Raw genomic sequence first — 25,394 nt, forward strand, 5'->3', positions numbered from 1 at the left:
GAATAGTGGATGATGGTAAAGCTCGAATCGTAGCGGACTGATTCGGGCTTTTTTCATAGGGTGGAGGATGTTATCGATACAGTCAGAGGAATTTTCAATAAAGTTGAACAATATGGTAACTCTGGATACAATATGATCGATAGATTTATGGATTAGAGGTGGAACGAATGCCCAAGCTAACAGAGACCGATGCATTTATACGAAGGCTGCAACTAAAGGAAGAAGAAATTCCATCTTATCATACGTTTCCGTTTGATTTGCCGGTGATTCGTCATTTTCAAGATGTGGTGTTCCATCCAAATGTGACCTATATCATTGGTGAAAATGGTATGGGCAAGTCTACATTATTGGAGGCAATTGCAGTTGCGTTTGGGTTCAACCCGGAAGGTGGCACCCGCAATTTTCGCTTTTCTACGTATGATTCCCATTCTCCATTGGATCACTATGTCCGCTTAGTGAAAGGGGTATTGCGGCCAAATGATTCCTTCTTCTTCCGGGCGGAAACATTTTATAATGTGGCGACCAATATTGAAGAAATGGATAAACAACCTCAGGCAGGGGGAAAAGTAATTGATGGATTCGGCGGGAAATCATTGCATGAGCAGTCGCATGGACAAGCTTTTTTTGCGGCATTTATGCATCGTTTCCGTGGCAATGGCTTATATATTCTAGATGAACCAGAAGCAGCCTTATCTCCATTAAGGCAAATGTCGATGCTCGCACGTATTCATGAATTGGTGGAGAATGGATCCCAATTTATCATTTCTACCCATGCGCCAATGTTGATGGGTTATCCGGATGCGAAGCTACTGGAATTAACAGAAGATGGCATGCAAGAAACCACGTTAGAACAGACAAGTCATTACACATTGTTAAAACAATTTATAGAGAATCGCGATCGGCTTCTACATCATTTATTTGAATAGCATAGGCGAATGCCTTAATTCTCTTATTGATGTACCCTCTTGCTTATTAGGTGAATAAACTAGTTGGTGACGAAAGGGGGAAGAAATGTGCAAGACAGCTATTCTTTTCGGCCGGTAACGAGTCATCCTTCCAATGAATGGTACCATGATCCAAGTTATTCTTATCCAGGCAGTCAGCCTGCTAATGTTCAACCAACATCAGCTTCCCGAACGGACGATGCAAGCAATCCGTCGTATGCGAGAGGCTATGATTATCCAACGTATACCATTCATTCACATTCTAGTCCGATTAAATCCGATACGTATGCATCTACGTATAGTCCGGGTTACTATTCGAATTCCGAGACAGAATTAGGAAGAAAATTAGATCATATGAATTATTTGCTTGGTCAAATTGTAAAACAAAACAATGAATTATTAAGGCGAGCACAGCATTATCCAGAACAAAGTCAGATGGTAACAACTCCCAGTAGCGGGGGATCGGTAATCGTAAGAATGTAAAAAGACAGATAAAAAACCCAATCAATGGTCAATTCGTTGGTTGGGTTTTTGATCGGTTTTTACCCAGCAAATTTCTAATAGTATACTTGCCATAGGAAATCACAAACCATTAAGGGAGAGGATGGAATGTCCATATCATCATTCAATTATGATCAAGCGGGAGAGACGTATGGAAGGTCCAGACAAACCGATCCAAGAATAGCTGCATATGTGGAACGAGCAATAGGTGAAGCGCAAACGATTATCAATGTTGGTGCTGGGGCAGGTTCGTATGAACCGAAAGATAAATATGTGATGGCTGTAGAGCCTTCGAAAACAATGCGTTTGCAACGGAAAGAGAAAGGACGTCCCCCTGCAGTTATCGGAAGAGCAGAAGCTTTGCCATTTGATGATCGATCCTTTGATGCAGCTATGGCAATGGTGACGATTCATCATTGGCAGGACATGGAAAGAGGAATTCAAGAATTACGGAGAGTCAGTAAGGGGCCTGTTGCTATTTTGACCTTCGACCCCGATGCATTACATGAATTTTGGAATATGGCCTATTTCCCAGAAGTGGTAGAAGCAGAACGGAAGCGATACCCAACGATGGAATGGCTGACAACAACATTAGGTGGAAGCTGTCAGATAGAGGCTGTACCAATTCCTTTGGATTGTTTGGATGGATTTCAGGAGGCATTCTATGGGCGACCAGAAGCATTTTTAAATCCAGAGGTACGAAGAAATCAATCCGCCTGGGGATTTGTTTCGGAGGAAACGGCTTCAAAAGGGGTAACGAAATTGGAAGCAGATCTGCAGTCTGGGAAATGGGATAAGCGGTATGGTCATTATCGCAGACAACCTTTTTTTGTTGGTGCACTTCGGCTCCTTGTATCTACACCAGATCATTAAGGGTATTTACCTAAAAAATTTTCATTCCTGGCATAAACGCCCAATAGTTTAGGTAGGCAAATGCATATCCATATTCCATAGCATAAAATTAGAAATGAGGGAATTTAAGATGAGTCATGAATGGAATGTACCTGCTACCCCGCCTGATCCACATTCGTATTATTCGGATGAACCACATTTCTACCCGCAAGTGACAGAAGCTCAAGCCTATGGGCAGGGATTTTATCCAGATAACGAACTGGTTCGGCGACCACCATTTGGACCACGACCACGTCCGCCATTTGGTCCGGGTCCCGGATTTGGTGGCCCTGGATTTGGACCTGGTCCTGGATTCGGGGGACCTGGATTCGGAGGGCCTGGCTTCGGTGGCCCCGGATTCGGTTTTGGGTTTGGTCCGTTTGTTGGAGGATTAGCTGGCGGGTTATTAGCTGGAACATTGGTTAATGCATTTGATGAAGGCCCGTATTACCCTGGTCCCGGATACGGTCCATATCCAGGACCATACCAGCCTTATTATTAGTAGGAAGCCAGGAACGGAAATTAAAAATTAAACAACCATGTGTGTTTGTGTTTCAACTGCTAGCATTGATATTCGTTGTCCCAAATGCGTTCCCTGCGTTTGTAAATAAAGTTAGCTCAAGCCAGCACAGAACCCTCCGTGCTGGCTTGATATGTTTCATTCTGCTTTAGCTAGCCTTTTTTGGTTACCGCTAACACCCACCAAATCAATACAATTTGAAGCGGCAATCGAAGCCATAAAGCAATAGCAGGCAGATGATAAGCTTCTGGCATCAACGCCATATAAATATTAACGGGAAAGACAAGAATTAAGAAAATCGCTACCCAGATACCAGCTTTCCTGCGGGTACGTGAATAAAGTAAGCAGAAAGCCAGTATTATTTCGATGATACCAGATAAATAGACAATAGCTGGCCGAAACGGAACCCACTCCGGCATGGCGCTAATAAAGAAATGGTCAAGCAAGAAATGACTCATTCCGGCGCCCATAAATAGAATTGCAAATACATATAGTCCAATTACTTTTCCCATACGCTCTCCTCTCTATCGTCTGTTGCTCAATCATAAAGCGTAGAAGCAGAAAGGTTCAAGCTCGAAGGTTCATTCTCATTCCCATTGGTATGGTGTTTCTTGATACACGTAATAATTCAACCAATTGGAGAATAGGAGATGTGCATGCGAGCGCCAACGGTTTAATGGCTTCTCTTTCGGATCATTATTCGGGAAGTAATTGGTTGGGATACTTGGATCCAGTCCTTTATTCCGATCACGGTGGTATTCATCAGCAAGCGTGCTATGATCGTATTCTAAGTGTCCAGTTACCATGACATGCTTTTCATCCCTGGACAAAATGATGAACGGATCATCGTCTTTGGTAGATGACAGCAAGAGCAACCGATCATCCGCCCGAATTGTATCGCCTGACGTACCGGTATATCGTGAATGCGGTGCGAGAAATTCTTCATCAAATCCACGCACAAGTTCAACCGTTGAATTGGCAACAGTATGTGTTAATACACCCGTGCATTTCGCTGGCAATTCAAATTTTCCAATGCCGTAATGATAATAAAGTGCGGCCTGAGCAGCCCAGCAAATATGCAAGACAGAGGTAACATTAGTTTTCGCCCATTCCATAATGGTAGCCAGCTCTTCCCAATAATCAACCTCTTCAAAGGACAGCATTTCTACCGGTGCACCAGTAATGATCATGCCATCGAATCGCTTATGCTTGATATTCGCAAAGGTTTGATAAAACTGATGCAAATGCGATTGACTGACCGTCTTCGACTCATGGGTCGCCGTGTGCAGGAATGTCGCTGTAACTTGCAATGGAGAATTCCCTAGCAAGCGAAGCAGCTGTGTCTCGGTGCGTTCCTTCTCTGGCATTAAGTTCACAATCACAATATTTAATGGACGGATATCTTGCGTCGTTGCCCGATCGGTATCCATTAAGAAAATATTCTCTTGTTCAAGAATATGTCGTGCAGGTAATTGTTTGGGTATCGTAATTGGCACTTGGAATCCTCCTAAATCATTGTTTTCCTCATTATAAATCAAGCAGGCGTGAAGTTCTATAACAGAATTCTGAAAAAGAAAAGGACTCCAGCAATATGTTTGCTGAAGCCTTGATTTAGTAAAGAAATGTTTAATAAACTTTATCGCCATTAAAAATGGAATTCTTCACAACGACATAATCTACGGTACGGATCGCATCAAGTTTATTGCCGCCAGCATAAGAAATAGAAGATTGCAAGTCTTGCTGCATTTCATTTAACGTATCAGCTAAGGAACCTTTATGCTCCACGAGCATTTTCTTGCCCTCTACATTCTTCTTTTCGCCTTTTTGGAATTCAGAAGCAGAACCGAAATACTCTTTAAGCAGCTTGCCATCTTTTTCAATGGTCACCCCTGGGGATTCCTCGTGTCCAGCAAATAGCGAACCAATCATAACCATCGAAGCACCGAAACGGATCGATTTGGCAATGTCACCATGTGTACGAATTCCACCATCAGCGATAATCGGCTTGGTTGCGGCTTTCGCACACCAGCGAAGTGCTGCTAATTGCCATCCGCCTGTTCCAAAGCCTGTTTTAATCTTCGTAATACATACTTTTCCTGGTCCAATTCCAACTTTAGTCGCGTCTGCGCCAGCATTTTCTAATTCCCTTACAGCTTCTGGCGTCCCAACATTTCCAGCAATTACAAAGCTAGCAGGAAGGTACTGCTTAATGTGACGAATCATCTTGATTACCGCGTCGGAATGTCCGTGTGCGATATCGATCGTAATATATTCCGGTATTAACTGCGCTTCAGCCAATTGTTTAACAAAATCATATTCTTCTCCTTTTACCCCAACACTAATCGATGCAATTAAATCGCGTGCATGCATATCTTTAATAAAGTCGATACGTTTTTCTGGTTCAAAACGATGCATGATATAAAAGTAACCATGTTCTGCTAAAAACGTAGCAATCTTTTCATCTATAATCGTCTGCATATTGGCAGGTACGACTGGTAATTTAAAGGTGTTGCCACCTAATGTAACAGTTGTATCACATTGTGAACGGCTAGAAACCATACATTTTGCAGGAATTAATTGAATATCTTCATAATCAAATACATTCTCCATGTTATACACCCCAAAATCCGAATGATATCAAACATAACAAAAATAATGTTCGTCTATTAGTAATGTACATCATTTTTGCGAATAAGTCAAAATGAAAAGGCTTAAAAAGGGAGAAAAGTTATTGAACCTTACTTGTCAGATCTATTAGAATGAAGCGTAAGTGTTGCTTGCTGGGTGATAGAGTAGATCATTGAGATTAAGAAGAAATACGTGAAAATAGTAGCTGAATCCGATAGATTAGAAGATAAATCATAGCAACGGAGAGAAAAGGAAGTTCGGAGATGAAACAAACGAAACCGGTGGTTGCCATTGCTGGAGCGAGCGGCTATATTGGACAACATGTACGAAGAAAGCTAAAGGGAAAGGTTCATGTGATTGGCCTGTCCCGTAATGGTGATCATTATCAGGATACAGAAGACATCACCTGGCGTTCCTGTGATCTATTTTCCATAAAAGACACAGAGAAAGCAGTGGAGGGTGCCGATATAGCAGTTTATTTGGCGCAAGCCTTGAAGCCTTCTGCAAAACTTACCCAAGGAAATGTGGCAGATAGGAATGCCATCTTGTCAGATAATTTTGCCCAAGCTGCCAAAACGCAGGGGGTGAAGAAAGTCATCTGCTTAACCGGGCCGATGCCAAATTCTGCAAGGAAGCTTTCTTCCCATTTAAAGAGCAGATTGGAAGTGGAACGGATATTACGTGCATATGGCACGCCTGTCACCGCCGTACGAACGGGTCTAGTGGCAGAAAAGCCGGAACAGCATCTGTTTGTAACCAAAGATATGCCATTGAAGCAGGACGTTCGCTCGGTGCAGCGTATTATTGTCCCAGCAGGCAACAGTGCTCATGCGATTGCCAAGTATTATGTCAGGTGGTTACAAGCTTTTCTCCGGCCATGGGTGCGAACAGAGATCGATGAGAAGTTGCATTGTACGATCGGTTTCCTTCGTCCGCAATGTCCATTATTGGAATTAACGTACTCTCCAGAGCGAAGTACTGCTGATCAGGCATTGTATGATATAACGGATGGGCTTTTGACAGATAAGAAGCAGCATCATAGAGGAAGAATGGAATTTCGCAAAATCCCAGCATCGAATGAGGCGATTATTGCCATCCATGATTACGTCCCAGCGCTGCCATGGTTTGTTTATCGCTATACGCAAGCAATTATGCATCGCTTTGTCATGGCTTGCTTTCAGCGGCATATGAAGCAGCTGGGTAAACGAGAGTTGATGCATGGGAAGTTCCCGGAAAAGGAAAAGGGGCTGAATCATAGCTCATGATTCAGCCCCTTCTTTTGTTAAACTGAAGCTTCGTAAATCGATTGTACGGCTCTGTTTAGTGTATCGTTGAATTCTTCGTCGGATTGATTGACGTTTAAGTCTTGGCTAAGTGCTCTGGAGAAGCTGGCAATCAGGCCATCGTTTTCTTTTAGCTTCTCATTCGCTACTTCTGTAGAGTAACCACCAGAAAGAGCGACAACACGTACCACTCTTGGATGATTGATTAGCTCTTTATAGAAGTTTTTCTGCGTTGGAATCGATAATTTTAACATGACGTTTTGATCTTCATTTAATTGATCCAGCTGGTTAAGAATCTCTGTCTTTAAAATTTCTTCACATTGTTCTTTTTCCGAGCTGTTAATATCTACTTCTGGTTCGATAATTGGTACTAAGCCAGCAGCAAGGATTTGTTTGCCGATTTCAAATTGCTGGTCAACGACTTCTTTGATCGCTTCCGGATTTGCTTTTTTAATCACCGAACGCATTTTCGTACCGAAAATATGGCGCTCATTCGCACGGCGCAGTGTCTCGTCTAAATCATTGATTGGCTTCATAAGCTGTACGCCATTGCTCTCGTCTGCAAGTCCCTTATCGACTTTCAGAAATGGGACAATCCCTTTCTTTTCCGCTAAGTAATCTGCCGTGTATAGGCCTTCTATCTTGCTATCCATCGTTTGTTCAAAAAGGATCGCACCTAAAATCGAGTCCGGATCAAACGAAGGAGAGGTAATGATTCTTGTACGCATGTCGTGTACTAAATCAAACATTTCTTTTGCGTTTGTATAGGCATCCTCACCAATCCCATAAGCGGCCAATGCTTTTGGCGTACTGCCACCACTCTGGTCCAGTGCTGCGATAAATCCTTTACCGTTCTTCATTTTTTCGAATTGTTGTTGATTCATCATTCTCACTCCTTTACATTAGTTGTACCCAGTTTTGAGCACAGTATGGGAACCAACCCTTCTATTTTCATTTTAGCATGAATAAAGATTCGATTATAGTAATGCGTGTATGAGGATTCTACAAGAGTCGAACGAGGTATTGTTCTAGATGTGGTTAGGTTAATCTAAGCTTTTAGTCGTTTTTTAGCAGTCATGATTTCCTTCGTGATCGGTATATGTCCTTTTGCTTTAGCAAGCCCATATAACGGCATATTTCCATACACCGATTCATAATTACCCTGCTCCAATAGATACGTCTCATGATAAATGCCAACCGCTTTGCTGCTGCCGACTTTTTGATTGAAATTTTTCCAAGCAGTAAGATGCTTGGCACCCTTGGCATACGCCAGTAAATCATCCTTGGAGCGCCAGTATTGAATCATCACGGTCGTTCGTAAACCAAAGTACATCTCTGTCGATAAAAATCCTAACGCTCTTTCTCGGTATACAGTTCTTTGATCATGCCAGGCATCGCCATAAAGACAGGCAGCCATTTGTGAACGGCAAGCTGATGATTAATCCGCATACCAATTAGAAATACGACGATATCCTCATCGTTTGCTGCTGTATACCGACCTTGATAAATGTGTTTACCCATGTTCCTATTCCTTTTCTGTTTGGATATCTGCCAATGTGACATCACACCAGTCGATGGTGGCTTTCGTAACCCGCTTTCCATAATCTAAGGTGTACAGCCAATAAGAGGCATCTTGACTTTGCTTATAGCTTTGCGTAATCAACGCTTCAATCGATTGATACGTGGCATAGCGCTCCTGTAATTGCTGCTTGTAATCTTGAAGCAGTGCTAAGGTTGGTTCGGTTCGCTGGTGCCGGCTGAAGAAAAGCTTTAAGATAACTTCGTTTCGTTCCGTGGGAATTTGCTTCATCGGCTGTTCTAGCCAGGTTTGTAATGCTTCTTTCCCTTTGGCAGTGAGAAAGTATTCTTTTCGGTCCGGCTTCCCATCCTGTGCTGTCGTTTCAACCGTTGCGAGTCCAGCTTGGACAAGCTTTTTTAAGGTCGGATAAATTTGTCCGTAGCTGATCTTCCAAAAATGATTTAAGCTCTGATCGATCAGTTGTTTAATTTCGTATCCTGTACGGCAATCTGTTGTTAAAATGCCAAGTAAAGCATAGGTAGTGTGGTTGTAGGTTTTCGGCAATTGTGATCACCCTATCAATATGATATGTATCTTTTAGATATATAATACAAGAAAAATGCGGAAGTAGCAAGCTCTATTTGGAAAAATTTATCCCGCATATAACTGGCAGTAAGACCCCCACTTCCATCCTCCGAGGTGAAACACAGGAGGATAAGTGGAGGATCCGACTGCCGGTAAATGTCCGATTCTGTTCATCTAACAATCAGTGAGGGAAAAAGAAAACCCCCACTGAAGGTTCACTTTATATTAAATGGGGAGATGTTTTGGTATAGTGAGGGAAATAAGGGGGTGCGCGGGATGAAGGTTATGCTGTCAGCCATATTGGAGACTGTGCGTGTGCTTGTAATCACGGTTTTCTTGTTTATATTAGCGAGTTTGGTTGTAACTGCTTTTTTTGAAGATACGACCAATATAAATTATCAAGCACTGATTGAAAGCAATAGCTATTTGTTCTTCCTTCGTTGTCTACAAGCACTAGGAATACTTGGGTTCATCTATATTCTCTATCGCAATAAGTATCAATTCTCCGGCTGGTATAAAGGAAAACGAATGCAGCGTCTTTCCAAACGGACAACAAGGGTGTTATTCAGTATCAGCCTTGTTTGTACGCTAGCACTATATCTAGTTGTTTGGTTCATGGTTAGCGTGAACCAGTTATAGAAATCTGATTGCGTGGGGATATGCTAAACTAAGGAATAGAAAAAATCGATAAAGGAAGTTAATTACGATGAAAATTACGATTGTCTCGGTCGGAAAACTAAAAGAAAAATACTTAAAGCAGGGCATCGATGAATACTTGAAACGATTAAACGCTTACGCCAAAGTGTCGATAATAGAAGTAGCAGATGAAAAAGCACCAGAGAATATGAGCGAAGCAGAAATGCAGGAAGTAAAACAGAAGGAAGGCGAACGCATCCTATCCCATCTTTCGCAGGACACGTATGTCATCACGCTTGAGATCAATGGCAAAATGCTAAGCTCCGAGCAGTTTGCCAAGAAAATGGATGAACTAGCTACATACGGTAAAAGTAAAATTGCCTTTGTCATTGGTGGGTCGTTAGGGATCAGTGATGAGGTTCAGAAGCGGAGTGACTTGGCTTTGTCATTCTCGAAAATGACATTCCCTCATCAGTTGATGCGGTTGGTGTTATTGGAGCAGGTGTATCGCGGGTTTCGTATTAATAGAGGGGAACCGTACCATAAGTAGATAGAAGTTAACAACTTTATATAAAACCATTATTTAGTTTAAATTAGACTTTAAAATCTTAATATAATTTTTAAAACTATAGAATTTCAATGTTTTCATAATGGGAATTATTGGTGATACCTAGTTAAATATCTGATAAAATAGGGTTATAGTCACATATAATTTTTACATACAGAGAAAAAATGAGGGGTAGTAATGCTAGTTTATGAAGCTGTAAAGTCCGAATTTTTGGAAGATGTTTTTCATGACGAATTAACGAATAACATCATCAACAATTTCCAGTCTAAAATAGGTACGGTGAATAAGAGCGAGGTTCGATCATGGGATAATTCCATGCAGTATATGTATCGTGTCTTAATGGATGCTGAAATACCAGATAATGCCGGGGTTGCTATTGAATATAAAGTTCCTCATTCCTCTAAGAGGGTAGATTTTTTGATTACTGGAAAAAGAGATAAAGAAGAATCAGTTGTTGTAGTGGAGCTGAAACAATGGGATAAAGTTGAAAAGGTTCAGGGAAAAGAAGCCATTGTCAAGACTAGGTTTAATCATGGGCTTGCTGAAACAACCCATCCTTCTTATCAGGCGTGGTCTTATGGATCGTTAATTAAAGATTACAATGCCACAGTACAACAGGATGAAATTGATATTTATCCTTGTGCCTACTTACATAACTATATAGTAAATGGTGCTTCTGACCCGTTAACAGATGATATTTATCAATATTACATAGATCAGTCTCCGGTTTTTGCAAAAGGAGACGCAAAGAAACTTCGAGATTTTATAAAAAGACATATTAAATATGGCGATAATAAGGAAACGCTCTATAAAATTGAGAAAGGAAAGATACGTCCATCAAAATCATTGCAAGATGCTTTGAATTCGATGCTGCAAGGAAATGATGAGTTTGTAATGGTTGATGAGCAAAAAGTTGTTTTCGAAGAAGCCTTAAGGTTAGCAAATGAAGCTAAACGAACAAATACAAAGCAGGTGCTTATTGTAGAAGGCGGTCCGGGAACTGGAAAGTCTGTTCTAGCAATAAATCTATTAGTTGAATTAACTAAAAAAAGTATGGTAGCTCAATATGTAACAAAAAATTCTGCCCCACGTAACATTTATGCTACGAAACTTAAAAAGAACTTTAAGAAGACCCAGATAGATAACTTGTTTAAAGGATCAGGAAGCTATGTTGATGCACCGAGTAATGAATTTGATGTATTAATAGTAGATGAAGCACATCGGCTAAATGAAAAGTCCGGGATGTTCCAGAACTTAGGTGAAAACCAAGTCAAGGAACTTATTAATGCAGCCAATATGACGATTTTCTTTATTGATGAACACCAGAGAGTGACTCTCAAAGATGTTGGCAGTATTGATTTAATTAAAAAATACACGGCTGAAAACAATGGAGAAGTACACCAGTTAGAATTGGAGTCTCAATTTAGATGTAATGGCTCTAATGGTTATTTAGCATGGATTGATGATGTATTACAGATTAAACATACTGCGAATACAAACTTTATAGGAAAAGATTATGACTTCCGTGTGTTCGACGACCCCAATGATCTCCTAGAAAGTATTCGGCAGCTAAATAAAGATAAAAACAAAGCAAGAATGCTTGCAGGATATTGTTGGGAGTGGCCAAAGGAAACAAGAACCAAATCAGATACCCCTGATATTGTTATTCCTGAAAAAGATTTTGGAATCAGCTGGAATCTAGACAATACATTAACGTGGGCTATAGATGATGAATCGGTAAATGAAGCAGGTTGTATCCATACATCGCAAGGTCTGGAGTTTGATTACGCCGGAGTTATTATTGGTGATGATTTATTTTACAAAGATGGTAAGATGCATACAGACTATACGAAACGAGCAAAGTCTGATAGATCACTATTTGGTATTAAAAAGATGATAAAAGAAAAACCTGAAGAAGCGGCAAAAATAGCTGATGATATTATTCGCAACACATATCGTACCCTATTAACACGTGGCCAGAAAGGCTGTTTTGTTTATTGTACAGATCAGAAATTAGCGAGCTATTTGCAATGTAGATTGGAAAAAGTTGTTGAGTACAATGCAAATGAATTCTTTGGGGGGGAAATACAAGTGGCAGAGGATGGAGAGAGATATACAGATTAATAAAGGGAGCTTTAATATAAGATAAAAACGATAAATTTTATTCACATGAAATCGCTATGATAAGAGAGGTTTATGGGTACATCATAAAGTTTATATCTTGGTGCAAGGAAACGAGGTAAACCCTATGTATTAAGGTTTTACCTCGTGTATTAATTGCTATTTATATTCATTGATAAGTTAGTGACATTATCTAGCTCAAAATCTTGTTCACTAATCATGTAACGATCAAAAAAGCTTAAGTCAATTCCCGTAACTTTGTGGAAAAAAGGTGTTTCTACTATCCAATCCTGTTCAACCATTTTGCGGATATCAATCATTCCCTTTTTATTAACAAAATCAATAATCGATTTTATTTTTTGGGGTTTTTGTATTGGTATCATTTCATCTAGTGGTTCTCTTTTTAAATAACCTTTTCGATGTAGAGCAGCATAAAAATTACGATGCTTTTTTGAATCTAATATGTCTAAGTTAGCTGCTCGATATCCTAAAACTTGTAAGGATGCTTTCCATTTCTTTTTTAAATCGATATATGCATCAGGGTTTGTCACCTGATGTATAGATTCCATATCCTCTAAAAATGATTCTTCTGGTAAGAGAAACGCACCTGCAAACTGATTCGCCTCGCGTTCGAGTTCTTTATGTTCTTTACGATCTAAATTAGTAAATTCAACTTTGTAGTGAAGTAACAAATGACCGAGTTCATGAGCTATATCGAAATTTCTACGAACCGCTGAACGTTTTATATTACCCAATATAATATATGGTCGATCTTGTCTAGACCATAAACTATAAGCATCAACTTCATCACCAATTGGTTTTTCAAAAATAAAAATACCACTTTTTTCTATTGAAAACAAAAGATTATCATTGGTGTCATCTCGAAGGCCAATTCTATTCCGTGCCAGCTTGGCAATTTTATGGATTTGTATCTTCCTATCATCATTAGAGGTATTTAAGTAATTAATAACTTCATCTCTTAATTGAATACTTTTTTGTGTTGGAAGACTTAAATTAGCTATTAAATAGTTGACGAAACTGTCTAAATATTCGACGTGCTTTGCTTCTGATTGAGTTTTAGAAATAACATGCATGATCTTTGAACGATATGCAATATTCATAATGGGAATGTTTTCTGGTTCAAAGAAACGCTTTAGAGCGTCCTTTTTATAAAAATATTTACTTTTTACATTAAAAATTGATTTTAAATCATTCACAACTTGCATTTTAGGTGATGTATAATTATTCTCATATTGCCATACTGCCTGTTCTGTTACATTTAACATTTCAGAGAGCTGTTTGCGTGAATAACTATGCATGATTCGAAGATTAGTTAAATTTTCACCGATAAACATAATGCTCCCCCTTATCTTAATAAAGGTCTAATTACTTTCTTTATCCTCTTCCTCAAAGATACCAATATCGAAAGCTGCAGGATCAATTATACCATCCTTTTGTTCTGGTGCTATAACTGCACGTTCCTCATCAGTTAGTTCTGCACCATATATATAGGCTGAAAGATCTTCAATCTTATAGGCGATATTATTCTCTGGATTTGGCAAGTAATGCATAACTTCCGAGATTTGCGAAGCTTCATCAATCTTGTAAGTAAGAATATGAAATTCATCATACGTAGATTGAAATCATTGAAGCTCGTCGCTCACTTGTTCTATGGGTACAAATAACGAAAGTTGTTCACCTTGTTCATAGATTTGTTGGTTCTCAGGAGTAGATGTAAATGGAATTCCTTGATTTATTTTAGAAAGTTCATGGAGATATGTTCTACGATGGCTCTTGCATTTTTAATGAGGTAATATTGCTTGTGAGAAGCTATTTTCATTAAAATAGGCAGCATTTTTAATCAGAAAAATTTTCTCCTTATCATCTTGAATAAATTGTAAATAGTCCCACGTTAGTCCTGCTTTAGCAATTTTATAAGATAAATTTAACTCTGAACTCTGCAATTTTGCTCTCTATAAAATTTCCTTTCGTCCAGGCAAAAGCAGAACTAATTTTCATATTTGCGTTACGATCTTTACGGTGGTCAATATAATCACGATAACCCTCAACTATAGCATGAACAATTGTTTCGCCATCTTTGGGATCAAATTTGAATTGTTCCATATCTACCACTTCCTTAAAATTTTTCTTAGTTTCATTTTACCTCAAATAGAGTGAATAAGTTATGATTTATTTTATTTTTTTAAAAGTTTTGATGATGAATTTGTAATTTTTTAAAGATAAGTAAGTATAAAATTTGGGGCTACCATCGTAACTGTAGTAGTTTTAATTTACTCCGTTTCATGGTTTTATTCGTTCTGTCCAGTTATTACCTCCTCTTTATCAAATAAAATTTAAATATTTGTTTAACAGTGGTAAGCTAGAGAGTGGGTTAAATATTTCTGGGAAAGATGTTTAACGAGATAAGTCTTGTCTAGGGGAAAGTTCAACAAGAGCGATTACATCTTTTCTGTTGAAAATAGGGAGAATGAATAGGAATGAGCAAAAACTATACGAAAACAGATGTAATGTTAATTGGTGCAGGTATCATGAGTGCAACGTTAGGGTCGTTGTTAAAAGAATTGGTACCAGAATGGAACATCAGGGTTTTTGAAAAACTGGAAAGAGCAGGAGAAGAAAGTTCAAATGTTTGGAATAATGCAGGTACTGGTCATGCTGCATTGTGTGAGCTGAACTATACGCATGAAAAACCTGATGGCTCGATAGATATGACAAAAGCAATCAAAGTAAACGAGCAGTTCCAGGTTTCAAAACAATTTTGGTCTTACCTCGTAAACAGCAATCTGATACGTAATCCAAACGATTTTATTATGCCTTTGCCTCACATGAGTTTTGTTCAAGGGCAGAAGAACATAGAATTTTTAAGAAAGCGCTACAAAACTATGTCAGATCATCCGTTGTTCCAGGACATGGAGTTTTCCGATGATCCAGAACAACTTAAGAAGTGGATTCCACTTATGTTGAAAGACAGGGTAACGGATCAGCCGATAGCAGCAACAAAGATTGATTCTGGCACAGATGTCAATTTTGGTGAAATAACGCGTAAAATGTTTGATCACTTAGAACATCAAGACGTTGAAGTAAACTACAAACATACTGTTGAGGACATTCAACGGTTGAGTAACGGTTCATGGGAAGTAAAAGTCCGTGACATCGATAATGGGAAAATCGAGTACCATACGACCGATTTTCTTTTTATTGGCGGGGGCGGAGGTAGTCTGCATTTACTGCAAAAAACTGGTATTCCTGAATCGAAGCATATTGGTGGCTTCCCTGTAAGTGGACTATTCATGGTATGTAACAATCAAGAGGTGATCGCAAAGCATCATGCAAAGGTGTATGGTAAAGCTAAGGTAGGAGCTCCACCGATGTCTATGCCTCACCTTGATACGAGATTTATCGACCATGAAAAATCATTGCTTTTTGGACCATTCGCAGGCTTTTCCCCGAAGTTCTTGAAAAAGGGATCAATACTAGATTTGTTAACCTCGGTTAAAACGGATAATCTCGTGACGATGTCAGCGGCAGGTGTAAAAAATGCTTCCTTGACTAAATATTTGTGTGAGCAAGTGATATCTTCCAAAGAAAAGCGCATGGAAGAATTACGAGCGTTTATTCCGGATGCTAAAAGTGAGGACTGGGGTATAGTAGTAGCAGGACAACGAGTGCAAGTTATCAAGGATACGGAGAATGGTGGTAAAGGAACACTACAATTTGGTACGGAAGTTGTCAGCTCTGCTGATGGTTCGGTAGCTGCTTTACTAGGAGCTTCTCCGGGGGCATCTACTGCGGCTCATGTCATGCTCAAGGTTATCGAAAAATGTTTCCCTCAACATGTTAAAGACTGGGAGCCGAAGATAAAAGAGATGATTCCTTCTTATGGTGTCTCACTAGCGGAAAACCCAGAGCTTCTTCAAGAAATTCATACTTCAACAGCACAGATACTTGGACTTAGTGCAAAAGAAAAGGTGCATAGTTAACTGAAACAAGGATTTACTCTGAAATTCTGATAACAAATACAATATAAACACAGAACCTTGATCTGTTTTAAGATTAAAGGTTCTTTTTGATGGTTGGTGGGTGGATGTGTTTGAAATTATCTACATAGGAAATTACTTTGTCAAAATAAAACTTGTTCATAAAAGATTCATTAGATATAAACGAATAGTTGATAGAATACAGATTGTTAAATAGAAGTCCACAGTTAACAGACCTCTCTATCCCTAGTATTTTTTGCTTAAAGTGTTTCAACGTGTATAATAATTAGTAAGCGGAAGAAAAGGAGTATATCAAATGGTTCAATCAATCAATACAAAGGTCGATTTAGTAATAGATGCGACTTCACATATAAATGTTTCAGACTATGGTCAGATTATGATTGGAGATAAAGGGTTTGAGTTCTTCAATAAACGCGATACGCGCAAGTTTATTCAAATTCCTTGGGAAGAAGTGGATTACGTAATCGCTTCCGTCTTGTTCAAAGGGAAATGGATCCCGCGTTATGCGATCCAAACGAAGCAGAATGGAACATTTACATTTTCTTCTAAAGATCCCAAAAAAGTATTTCGGGCAATGCGTGAATACGTTGATCCCGATCATATGGTCCAATCATTGGGTTTCTTTGATGTAATCAAACGCAGTGTGAAGAGTAAATTAAAAAAGGAATAGAAACTGTTTTTTCTGGTTTTCATGTGTACGAAAGCAAAGCGTTGTTCGGAAGGAAACAGAGCATTGCTGGCTGCGCAATGATTTTATAAAAATGATAGAAGAGCAGCCGGCGATTGTATGGGATAAGTATGGTATGAATGTTAATAAACGGTATCTGTGTTAAGATTAAGTGGTCCTAGGCAGGAAGGGGACCGGATATAGTCAAATAACCTCTTGAATCAGGGGGACGGCTGTGATATAATTTCTGCAGGGATCTTTAAAGTGTTTTTTGCTTATTTTTAGTGGTTTTATAAAAGCGTTTTCAATATAAAATTATATAGTTGTCTCCATTATTTTTACGTGTTACTGATTCGATCAGGCATGAGTGAAAGTATTGATTAAACGAAGCATAAGGGACCTTCTATACCCCTGCCTTCATTTGATCTTATTTTTACTCATGCCTTTTTTAATTTTTTTCAGGAGAGTGTAATCGCTTTAGATAAGCTGATGGAATATACTTTAGGGGTTTGCTACGTAAGCTTTACCAATAAAAATAGGAGGTAAGAAGATGGTAGGAATTATCATTGCTAGCCACGGTGAATTTGCCAATGGTATCTTGCAATCTGGAGCGATGATCTTTGGAGAACAAGAAAATGTAAAAGCTGTTACATTGATGCCGAGCGAAGGACCCGATGATGTAAAGGCAAAAATGAAAGAAGCAATTGCCTCATTCGACAACCAAGACGAAGTATTATTCTTAGTCGATCTTTGGGGTGGAACTCCTTTCAATCAAGCAAATGGCTTGATGGAAGCGCATGAAGATAAATGGGCAATCGTTGCTGGTGTCAACTTAGCAATGTTGATCGAAGCTTATTCATCGCGCTTTTCCATGGACACCGCACACGAAATTGCTGCACATATCTTGGGCACAGCAAAAGAAGCGGTTAAGGTGAAACCGGAAGAATTAGAACCAGCAGATGCTGGTGCAACAGCTGATCAGTCAGTAAATACAGGTGCCCCAGGAAAATTTGAGTATGTGTTAGCGCGTATTGATTCTCGTTTACTTCACGGGCAAGTAGCAACTGCTTGGACAAAGAATACATTGCCTACACGTATTATCGTGGTATCGGATGAAGTCGCGAAGGACGAGCTTCGGAAAAAATTGATTCAGCAGGCTGCTCCTTCGGGTGTAAAGGCACATGTTGTTCCAATTAATAAAATGATCGAACTGGCAAAGGATGATCAACATTTTGGCGGACAGCGCGCGTTACTTCTTTTTGAAAATCCAAACGATGTACTTAGAGCAGTTGAAGGTGGCGTTCCGTTAGAGACAATTAATGTTGGATCAATGGCGCACTCACCTGGTAAAGTTCAACCGAATAAGGTGTTAGCCTTTAGTCAAGCGGATATCGATGCGTTCACTAAGCTAAAAGAAGCTGGTTTGAAGTTCGATGTACGTAAAGTTCCCAACGATTCACAAGGTGACATGGATGAAATTATCAAAAGGGCTCAAGCAGAGCTCAGCAAACAGAAATAATCCTAATTATCAAAAGAAGGAGGATGAGTCATCATTATGGAATTGACGATTATTCAAATAATATTAATTGTTATCGTAGCATTCTTAGCTGGTGTAGAAGGAATCTTGGATGAATTCCACTTCCATCAGCCGATCATTGCCTGTACGTTAATCGGCTTAGTTACAGGAGAAATAGTACCATGCCTTGTCTTAGGTGGTACCTTACAATTAATTGCTTTAGGCTGGGCAAACATTGGAGCTGCTGTAGCACCAGATGCTGCGTTGGCCTCTGTTGCATCTGCTATTATTCTCGTATTAGGTGGTCAGGGCGAAGCTGGTGTATCTTCTGCAATCGCGATTGCAGTACCGCTTGCAGTTGCAGGTCTATTATTGACAATCATTGTCCGAACGATTGCAACCGGATTGGTACATTTAATGGATGCCGCAGCCAAAGAGGGAAACATCAGGAAAATAGAACTATGGCATATTGCCGCTATTTGCATGCAGGGGTTACGTATTGCCATCCCAGCTGCATTAATCTTGGCTATTGGTGCAGGCCCGGTTAGAGAGTTACTTCAGTCCATGCCATCTTGGCTGACAGATGGTTTAGCAGTTGGTGGAGGAATGGTAGTAGCCGTTGGTTATGCAATGGTTATTAACATGATGGCTACAAAAGAGGTATGGCCATTCTTTGCAATTGGTTTTGTATTAGCGACGATACCATCTATCACACTATTGGGTCTTGGTGCTATCGGTCTGGCTCTTGCCCTTATCTATATAGCGCTTACGAAACAAGGCGGTTCGGGTAATGGCGGAAACGGGAACACTGGTGATCCGTTAGGCGATATTATTGATAACTACTAAAAGGAGGGGGACTAAAAATGGATAAAGAATTGAAATTAACAAAAAGAGATCGCATTGCGATTTGGTGGCGATCCACTTTTATTCAAGGTTCTTGGAACTATGAACGGATGCAAAACGGTGGTTGGGCGTTTTCGATGATTCCTGCCATCAAAAGATTATATAAAAGAAAAGAAGATCGTGCAGCGGCACTCCAGCGTCACTTAGAATTTTTTAATACACATCCATATGTAGCTTCTCCGATTCTTGGTGTGACGTTAGCGCTTGAAGAAGAACGTTCAAATGGTGCGCCGGTTGACGATAAGGCTATTCAAGGGGTTAAAGTCGGTATGATGGGGCCTCTAGCAGGTATCGGCGATCCCACTTTCTGGTTCACGGTTAAGCCAATCCTTGGTGCATTAGCAGCTTCTCTTGCTATGTCCGGTAACATCCTCGGCCCGATTCTTTACTTTGTTTTATGGAATCTTATTCGTATGGGGTTCATGTGGTATTCGCAAGAACTTGGTTACAAAGCTGGTTCCAAAATTACCGACGACTTATCTGGTGGATTACTCCAGGACATTACCAAAGGCGCCTCGATACTCGGTATGTTCATCCTCGGTTCACTAGTAAATAGGTGGGTAGCTGTCTCATTTGCTCCGACGGTATCCGAAGTTCAACTGGACGAAGGTGCTTATATAGATTGGGATAATTTGCCTGCTGGGGCAGAAGGGATTCGAACCGCACTGATTCAGCAAGAAGAAGGTCGATCACTGACCCAGACGGATGTAACGACCTTACAGGACAACTTAGATAGCTTAATTCCTGGTTTAGCTGGATTGTTAATCACACTTCTTTGTATGTGGCTGCTTAGGAAAAAAGTTTCTCCAATCATTATGATTCTTGGATTGTTCGTGGTTGGTATCATCTTCCACGCTATAGGCTTGATGTAAGAAATATAGACAAGCTAGATCTTTTTAAGACGTCTATATAAAATAGAGAAGTACCTCCTGGTATGATAGACCCTAAGGAGGTGCTTTTTCATACAAGACTTTTACGAAGAATGAATTTAGGAGGATGACCATGCTGACAATAGGTTATATTGGCAATGGGAAAAGCACGAATCGATACCATCTGCCATTCGTACTGCAAAGAGAGAACATAAAGGTAAAAACAATATATCGAAGAAATCCGGATCGTGATAGCTGGGGGAGGATTGCAGGAGTAAATTATACTTCGGATTTAAATGAATTATTACATGACGAGGACATTCAGCTCATCGTGGTGTGCACAAAGCATGACAGCCATTATGAATACGCAAAACTTGTATTGGAACATAATAAACACTGTTTGGTTGAAAAGCCATTTATGGAAACCTCCGAACAGGCAAAAGAAATATTTGCATTGGCCAAAGAGAAAGGGTTGATTATCCAAGCGTATCAAAACCGACGGTTTGACAGTGATTTCTTAACCGTTCAAAAGGTTATGGAGGAAGGGAAAGTCGGAGAGCTTCTGGAAGTGGAAATGCATTATGATTATTATCGTCCCGAAGTACCTGAGTCTGCCGATTCTTTTGACCCAGCTTCATCATTCTTATATGGACATGGCTGTCATACCCTCGATCAGGTCATCAGCTATTTTGGCAAGCCGGATCATATCCATTATGATGTGAGGCAATTATTAGGACAAGGAAGAATGAATGATTATTTTGATTTGGATTTATATTATGGCACGTTAAAAGTATCTGTGAAATCGAGTTATTTTAGACTGAAAGAAAGACCAAGCTTCGTCGTTCATGGAAAAAACGGCTGCTTTGTAAAAGAAACCAAAGATCGTCAGGAAGAACATTTAAAGCTATTTTACATGCCTGATAATAAGGACTTTGGTATAGATACAATCAAGCATTATGGTGTACTGTCATATATCGATGACGAAGGTACCATCCACGAGGAAAAAGTGACATCCGTAAATGGCGATTATGGAATCGTATATGATGATTTATATGAAGCTATTATAAATGGTAAAGCTAAAACCATTACCGACGAGCAGACACTGCTGCAAATGGAAATACTAGAAACAGGAGTTAAAAACTTAAAATAAAACGGGTGAAACCAACCCAAAAACGATTGCACTTCCGCATTCTGTACAAGTGCAATCGTTGTTTGTTCCCTTAACGCCTATTCAGCTGCTTTTTTATCAAAGAACATATTCACGTTATATACAAATCAAGGATAATTCATCAGGGATGATGAATTATCCTTGTTTAAAAATTGACACCTAAACCACCGTTCAACCTCCAGCAATAAATCCTTCCTCAACCAAACCTCTATATTCTATAATCTCACCCTTCTTCACATATACTCGAGGAACGCGTTTCCCTATCAGGCAGGCTGTTTCATAATGAATGGTTCCCATTAAAGCAGCAACTTCTTCCATCGCGACATAGCCCTCGCTAGATTCACCGAAGATGGTAACCACATCATCCAATCCGACATCCCCAATGTCGGTAATATCCATCATCGATTGGTCCATACAAATTCTGCCGACAATGGGTGCGCGCTTTCCGTGGACAGTTACATTGCCGTGATTGGATAATAGGCGGGAGAGGCCGTCGGCATAGCCTACGGGGATGGTTGCAATGATGCTTTCCCTTGATGTCTGATAGGTTAGTCCATAACTAATTCGTTCATCGGCAGCTAATGTCTTGATATGGATGGGTTTGGTTTTGAAGCTCATGGCTTGGGTTAAGTTAATGATATCCTTCAGATGTTCTTCCGGATATAAGCCATAGAGCCCAATGCCGACACGTACCATATCTAGATGCATGTCTGGATAGGCAATTGTTCCTGCCGTATTACAGCAGTGAATAATTGGTATATGACGGTGCTGCTTGAGAAACGAAACGACCTTTCTAAATTGATGAAATTGTTTTTCGGTATATGTTGGATCGGTATTATCTGCATCGGCAAAATGGGTGAAAGCACCTTCCAGTATGACATAATCAGATGTAGCTGCTTCGGCCACTTGAAGTGCTTCTTCTTTGCTGGTCACACCGATACGATTCATGCCAGTTTCAATTTTCAAGTGGATTCGGGCAGTTTTTTGCAGTGTTTCTGCTTCCATCTTCACTTTCGTTGCTGCTTCTTCGGTAAAAACCGTTAAGGTAATATGGTTTTAAATCGCTGTTCTCACGCCGTCTGCACGGGTGTATCCAAGTACGAGGATAGGGAAGTCGATTCCTGCTTCTCGCAATTGTATGGCTTCATCTAATAAAGCGACAGCGAGGTAGTCAGCGCCGGCTGCCATCGCTTCGTTTGCCACTTCGAGGGCTCCGTGTCCATAGCCATCTGCCTTAACGACGGCCATCAGTTTAGTTTGGTTGCCAATATGCCTTCTGAAGGCGATTACATTATGGTGAAGCGCATCTAACGAAACTTCTGCCCATGTATCCCGATAACTTCCAAGCTTCATTTTGCATCTCTCCTTAGGCGACTGCTGATCATGTGCTTTTTGAATAGTCGTGATATAAAAGTACCCTTCTTACCGAGGTAGAAGGGCACGTTGAAGATATTTCACTTATACGTCTTTCAATAGATCTTCTGGTGATACGAAATCGTATCCTAGATCAGCTGCTACTGCTTCGTAGGTTACTTTTCCGTTCATCACATTGACACCAGACAGGATTGCCGGGTTATCTTGAATTGCTTTCGCAGCACCTTTAGATGCAATTTGTACCGCATATGGTACCGTTACGTTTGTCAAACCAACCGTAGACGTACGTGGCACAGAACCAGGGATATTAGCAACCGCATAATGAAGCACATCGTGTTTTACATAGATTGGATCATCATGGGTGGTTGGGTGATCGACTGTTTCGAAGTTACCACCTTGGTCGATGGCAACATCAACGATCACAGATCCAGGCTGCATGGATTGAACCATTTCATCGGATACGAGTTTAGGGGCTTTCCTTCCTGGGATGAGTACAGATCCGATCACAAGATCCGATTCTTTGACAGCTTGTGCGATATTGAATGGATTCGACATTAATGTTTGAATGCTTGAACCAAAGATATCGTCTAATTGACGAAGGCGTACGGGGTTCAAGTCAATCATCGTCACTTCTGCACCAAAACCAAGTGCGATTTTTGCAGCGTTTGTTCCAACAACGCCACCACCGATGACCGTTACTTTTCCACGTTTTACGCCTGGAATGCCGCCAAGTAGAATCCCTTTGCCGCCCTCGGATTTTTCTAGATATTGTGCCCCAATTTGTGTAGCCATCCGCCCAGCAACTTCACTCATTGGAGTCAACAATGGCAATGTGCCGTTTGCTGTAATGGTTTCATAAGCAATCGCAGTGACTTCATTTTCAACCAATGCTTTTGCTAGCTCAGGTTCTGCAGCTAGATGAAGGTATGTGAATAAAATAAGTCCTTTGCGGAAGTATTTGTATTCTGCAGCAAGTGGTTCTTTTACTTTCATAATCATATCTGCTTTTTCCCAAACATCTGCGGCGGTAACGATAATTTCTGCTCCAGCTGCTTGGTATTCTGCATCGGTAAAGTTACTTCCCATTCCTGCATCTTTTTCGATATAAACGGTATGGCCAGCATTTATTAAATGAATCACACCAGCAGGTGTCATAGCGACGCGATTCTCGTTGTTTTTAATTTCCTTTGGTACACCAATAATCATCTTATCCAACTCCTTCTCAATCAATCTCTCCTTGTATCATATCGCTTCTGTGAAACGGTTTCATTATGAAAAAATCTAAAAGAAAAAAACATGATTTGTGTAAATGCACAAATCATGTTTGTTGGATGTTTTCTATAATTAAGTCAAGGTAGATATTCGCTTTTTGATTCGGATCTTTTAAGTCGATGCCACTCACTTCCCTCATTCGCTTGAGGCGATAATTCATTGTATTCGGATGGATGAATAATCGTTTGGCTGCGTTATAGACATTGCTATCACATTGCAAATATACTTCCAATGACGCTAGCAGGGAGGTTCCGTGCTGTTGGTCATACGCACGAAGCTTCTCCATAAAGGGGTTCTGGTATTGATCCGCCTTGCGAGTTTCTGCCAATTGCTCAATAAATTGATACACACCTAAATCTTCATAGAGTTTGACCGGATCGATGGTGTCAGGCAATTTTTCCTGTAGTTTCAACACTTCTCTAGCCTGTTGATGGGAGTTTTGGATCTGTTGTGCGGCTTGATAAGCTAGACCTGCTGCGCCAAACACGTTGGCCAAGTCTAATTGCTGGCTAATTCGAGTAATGAATTGATCCATAAAAGCATACAACGTTTGTTTATAATCGAATGCTTCCTTTAGATGGACGAGCATTATAAAATCATTATCGTCAAACAAGCTGGTAATCACATGAAGTTTGACCTGGGATTCGGATAGATAAAAGGCATGCTTTTCCATTTGTTCGGTTACTTCATCGGTAAAGCGGATCACAACAATTGCCTTATTCCCTTCCAAATGCATATTGTATTTCTTTTCCCGTTGTTTGATTGCATCCGTTTCTTGTAAATCCCCTCGTAACAGCTGCCAAAAGAAGTCTCGATAACCTTCTTCTAATTTGCGATGGCGTTGCAGGTCTTTCAGGAAAAATTTCTTTACATAAGCAGCAGCTTCCTTAAAGAGAACTAATTCTTCCTCCGTGAAGGTTTTGTCGGAAGTATGCGCCCAGACAAATCCTAATATTTCATTATGTTTGCGTACGGAAATAGCGACGCGATTGCCGAGGCCAACTTCGTTGATCTTGGGAATACTGACAGGATCATCGCTATCGATTAATTTTGGCATCACGCCTTTTTTCCATAAACCATTAATCACCTTATCTGGTACCTTCCGATTGATAATCGTAGATATGCGAACTTGGTCGATGTCGTCTTTATGCTTGCTGTAGGATACGACATGATGATTGGAATCTTCTATGGTAATGGGACATCCGAAGATATCTGCAATTTGGTCTGCAAGCTGATCGAGGGATGTCATCTTTTCATTTAAACTATTCAGAACATCTTTCTTTTGGGACATAGACCTTTTTCCTCCGTATATGGTGTGAACAAATAAACAAAAGCTTATTCTCTCATTTTAGTATATACACAAATCGATTTCATAGTGAAGATGTTATAGTAATCATGCATCATGATGGG

General features: G+C 40.1%; 22 protein-coding genes and 3 pseudogenes. 14 read left to right on the forward strand and 11 right to left on the reverse strand.

Annotation, left to right across the window (positions count from 1 at the left end):
* Positions 1-167: 167 nt before the first annotated feature.
* The 4 genes from BN990_RS01015 to BN990_RS01030 all read left to right on the forward strand — a co-directional run bounded on the left by BN990_RS01015 (position 168) and on the right by BN990_RS01030 (position 2,838).
* Positions 168-926, forward strand: a complete 759-nt coding sequence (locus BN990_RS01015; RefSeq protein ID WP_038241751.1) for an AAA family ATPase — start codon at positions 168-170, stop codon at positions 924-926.
* Between the two features lie 87 nt (positions 927-1,013).
* Positions 1,014-1,427, forward strand: coding sequence for a hypothetical protein (locus tag BN990_RS01020; RefSeq protein WP_021290179.1), 414 nt, complete (start codon positions 1,014-1,016; stop codon positions 1,425-1,427).
* A gap of 126 nt (positions 1,428-1,553) precedes the next feature.
* Positions 1,554-2,318: a class I SAM-dependent methyltransferase gene (locus BN990_RS01025; RefSeq protein ID WP_021290178.1), complete on the forward strand. Its 765-nt coding sequence runs from the start codon at positions 1,554-1,556 to the stop codon at positions 2,316-2,318.
* 109 nt (positions 2,319-2,427) lie between these two features.
* Positions 2,428-2,838, forward strand: a complete 411-nt coding sequence (locus BN990_RS01030; protein WP_021290177.1) for a hypothetical protein — start codon at positions 2,428-2,430, stop codon at positions 2,836-2,838.
* Positions 2,839-3,008: 170 nt separating this feature from the next.
* Here the strand turns inward: BN990_RS01030 and BN990_RS01035 are convergent, their stop codons facing one another.
* The 3 genes from BN990_RS01035 to guaC all read right to left on the reverse strand — a co-directional run bounded on the left by BN990_RS01035 (position 3,009) and on the right by guaC (position 5,466).
* Positions 3,009-3,368, reverse strand: coding sequence for a DoxX family protein (locus BN990_RS01035; protein ID WP_038241752.1), 360 nt, complete (start codon positions 3,366-3,368; stop codon positions 3,009-3,011).
* 75 nt (positions 3,369-3,443) lie between these two features.
* Positions 3,444-4,352, reverse strand: a complete 909-nt coding sequence (gene metA / locus BN990_RS01040; protein ID WP_021290175.1) for a homoserine O-acetyltransferase MetA — start codon at positions 4,350-4,352, stop codon at positions 3,444-3,446.
* Positions 4,353-4,482: 130 nt separating this feature from the next.
* A complete protein-coding gene (gene guaC, locus BN990_RS01045; protein WP_021290174.1) occupies positions 4,483-5,466 on the reverse strand; it encodes a GMP reductase in 984 nt (327 codons plus the stop codon).
* A 281-nt stretch (positions 5,467-5,747) separates the two neighbouring features.
* Between guaC and BN990_RS01050 the strand changes: the two genes are divergently transcribed.
* Positions 5,748-6,749, forward strand: coding sequence for an NAD(P)H-binding protein (locus BN990_RS01050; protein ID WP_021290173.1), 1,002 nt, complete (start codon positions 5,748-5,750; stop codon positions 6,747-6,749).
* Between the two features lie 17 nt (positions 6,750-6,766).
* Here the strand turns inward: BN990_RS01050 and BN990_RS01055 are convergent, their stop codons facing one another.
* From BN990_RS01055 to BN990_RS01065, 3 genes and pseudogenes are all read right to left on the reverse strand, one after another.
* Positions 6,767-7,651: a fructose bisphosphate aldolase gene (locus BN990_RS01055; RefSeq protein ID WP_038241758.1), complete on the reverse strand. Its 885-nt coding sequence runs from the start codon at positions 7,649-7,651 to the stop codon at positions 6,767-6,769.
* Between the two features lie 164 nt (positions 7,652-7,815).
* A pseudogene (locus tag BN990_RS01060) lies at positions 7,816-8,288 on the reverse strand (DUF4188 domain-containing protein).
* A gap of 4 nt (positions 8,289-8,292) precedes the next feature.
* A complete protein-coding gene (locus tag BN990_RS01065) occupies positions 8,293-8,850 on the reverse strand; it encodes a PadR family transcriptional regulator (RefSeq protein ID WP_038241764.1) in 558 nt (185 codons plus the stop codon).
* A gap of 297 nt (positions 8,851-9,147) precedes the next feature.
* Between BN990_RS01065 and BN990_RS01070 the strand changes: the two genes are divergently transcribed.
* The 3 genes from BN990_RS01070 to BN990_RS01080 all read left to right on the forward strand — a co-directional run bounded on the left by BN990_RS01070 (position 9,148) and on the right by BN990_RS01080 (position 12,199).
* Positions 9,148-9,510 carry a hypothetical protein gene (locus BN990_RS01070; RefSeq protein ID WP_021290169.1) on the forward strand — a complete coding sequence of 121 codons (363 nt, stop codon included), beginning with the start codon at positions 9,148-9,150 and terminating at the stop codon, positions 9,508-9,510.
* A 67-nt stretch (positions 9,511-9,577) separates the two neighbouring features.
* A complete protein-coding gene (rlmH, locus tag BN990_RS01075; RefSeq protein WP_038241769.1) occupies positions 9,578-10,057 on the forward strand; it encodes a 23S rRNA (pseudouridine(1915)-N(3))-methyltransferase RlmH in 480 nt (159 codons plus the stop codon).
* A 195-nt stretch (positions 10,058-10,252) separates the two neighbouring features.
* Positions 10,253-12,199 carry a DUF2075 domain-containing protein gene (locus tag BN990_RS01080; protein WP_038241772.1) on the forward strand — a complete coding sequence of 649 codons (1,947 nt, stop codon included), beginning with the start codon at positions 10,253-10,255 and terminating at the stop codon, positions 12,197-12,199.
* Positions 12,200-12,348: 149 nt separating this feature from the next.
* On the opposite strand, the gene BN990_RS01085 is transcribed toward BN990_RS01080, so the two are convergent.
* A complete protein-coding gene (locus tag BN990_RS01085) occupies positions 12,349-13,551 on the reverse strand; it encodes a spr1629 family repressor/antitoxin (protein ID WP_038241775.1) in 1,203 nt (400 codons plus the stop codon).
* Positions 13,552-13,578: 27 nt separating this feature from the next.
* Positions 13,579-14,320 (reverse strand): annotated as a pseudogene (locus BN990_RS23675) (spr1630 family ClpXP-sensitive toxin).
* Between the two features lie 374 nt (positions 14,321-14,694).
* On the opposite strand from BN990_RS23675, the gene mqo reads away from it, so the two are divergent.
* The 6 genes from mqo (at position 14,695) to BN990_RS01120 (ending at position 21,320) form a co-directional block, all read left to right on the forward strand.
* Positions 14,695-16,197 carry a malate dehydrogenase (quinone) gene (gene mqo / locus BN990_RS01095; protein ID WP_038241777.1) on the forward strand — a complete coding sequence of 501 codons (1,503 nt, stop codon included), beginning with the start codon at positions 14,695-14,697 and terminating at the stop codon, positions 16,195-16,197.
* Between the two features lie 313 nt (positions 16,198-16,510).
* On the forward strand, positions 16,511-16,885 hold the full coding sequence (locus BN990_RS01100; RefSeq protein ID WP_038241779.1) for a DUF956 family protein: 375 nt from the start codon (positions 16,511-16,513) through the stop codon (positions 16,883-16,885).
* Positions 16,886-17,432: 547 nt separating this feature from the next.
* A complete protein-coding gene (locus tag BN990_RS01105) occupies positions 17,433-18,401 on the forward strand; it encodes a mannose/fructose/sorbose PTS transporter subunit IIA (protein WP_038241781.1) in 969 nt (322 codons plus the stop codon).
* Between the two features lie 42 nt (positions 18,402-18,443).
* Positions 18,444-19,244: a PTS mannose/fructose/sorbose transporter subunit IIC gene (locus BN990_RS01110; protein ID WP_286191272.1), complete on the forward strand. Its 801-nt coding sequence runs from the start codon at positions 18,444-18,446 to the stop codon at positions 19,242-19,244.
* Between the two features lie 17 nt (positions 19,245-19,261).
* Complete coding sequence (locus BN990_RS01115; RefSeq protein ID WP_021290159.1) at positions 19,262-20,173, forward strand: PTS system mannose/fructose/sorbose family transporter subunit IID; 912 nt, start codon at positions 19,262-19,264, stop codon at positions 20,171-20,173.
* A gap of 130 nt (positions 20,174-20,303) precedes the next feature.
* The gene (locus tag BN990_RS01120) at positions 20,304-21,320 is read left to right on the forward strand and encodes an oxidoreductase (RefSeq protein ID WP_038241784.1); all 1,017 of its coding nucleotides are present in this window, start codon (positions 20,304-20,306) and stop codon (positions 21,318-21,320) included.
* 189 nt (positions 21,321-21,509) lie between these two features.
* On the opposite strand, the pseudogene alr reads toward BN990_RS01120, so the two are convergent.
* The 3 genes and pseudogenes from alr to BN990_RS01135 form a co-directional block, all read right to left on the reverse strand.
* A pseudogene (gene alr, locus BN990_RS01125) lies at positions 21,510-22,691 on the reverse strand (alanine racemase).
* A gap of 105 nt (positions 22,692-22,796) precedes the next feature.
* Positions 22,797-23,918 carry an alanine dehydrogenase gene (ald, locus tag BN990_RS01130; protein WP_038241786.1) on the reverse strand — a complete coding sequence of 374 codons (1,122 nt, stop codon included), beginning with the start codon at positions 23,916-23,918 and terminating at the stop codon, positions 22,797-22,799.
* Positions 23,919-24,030: 112 nt separating this feature from the next.
* A complete protein-coding gene (locus BN990_RS01135) occupies positions 24,031-25,275 on the reverse strand; it encodes a PucR family transcriptional regulator (protein WP_038241788.1) in 1,245 nt (414 codons plus the stop codon).
* Positions 25,276-25,394 lie beyond the last annotated feature (119 nt).

Origin of the sequence: Virgibacillus salexigens (assembly GCF_000723585.1) — a bacterium.
GTDB lineage: Bacteria > Bacillota > Bacilli > Bacillales > Amphibacillaceae > Virgibacillus > Virgibacillus salexigens.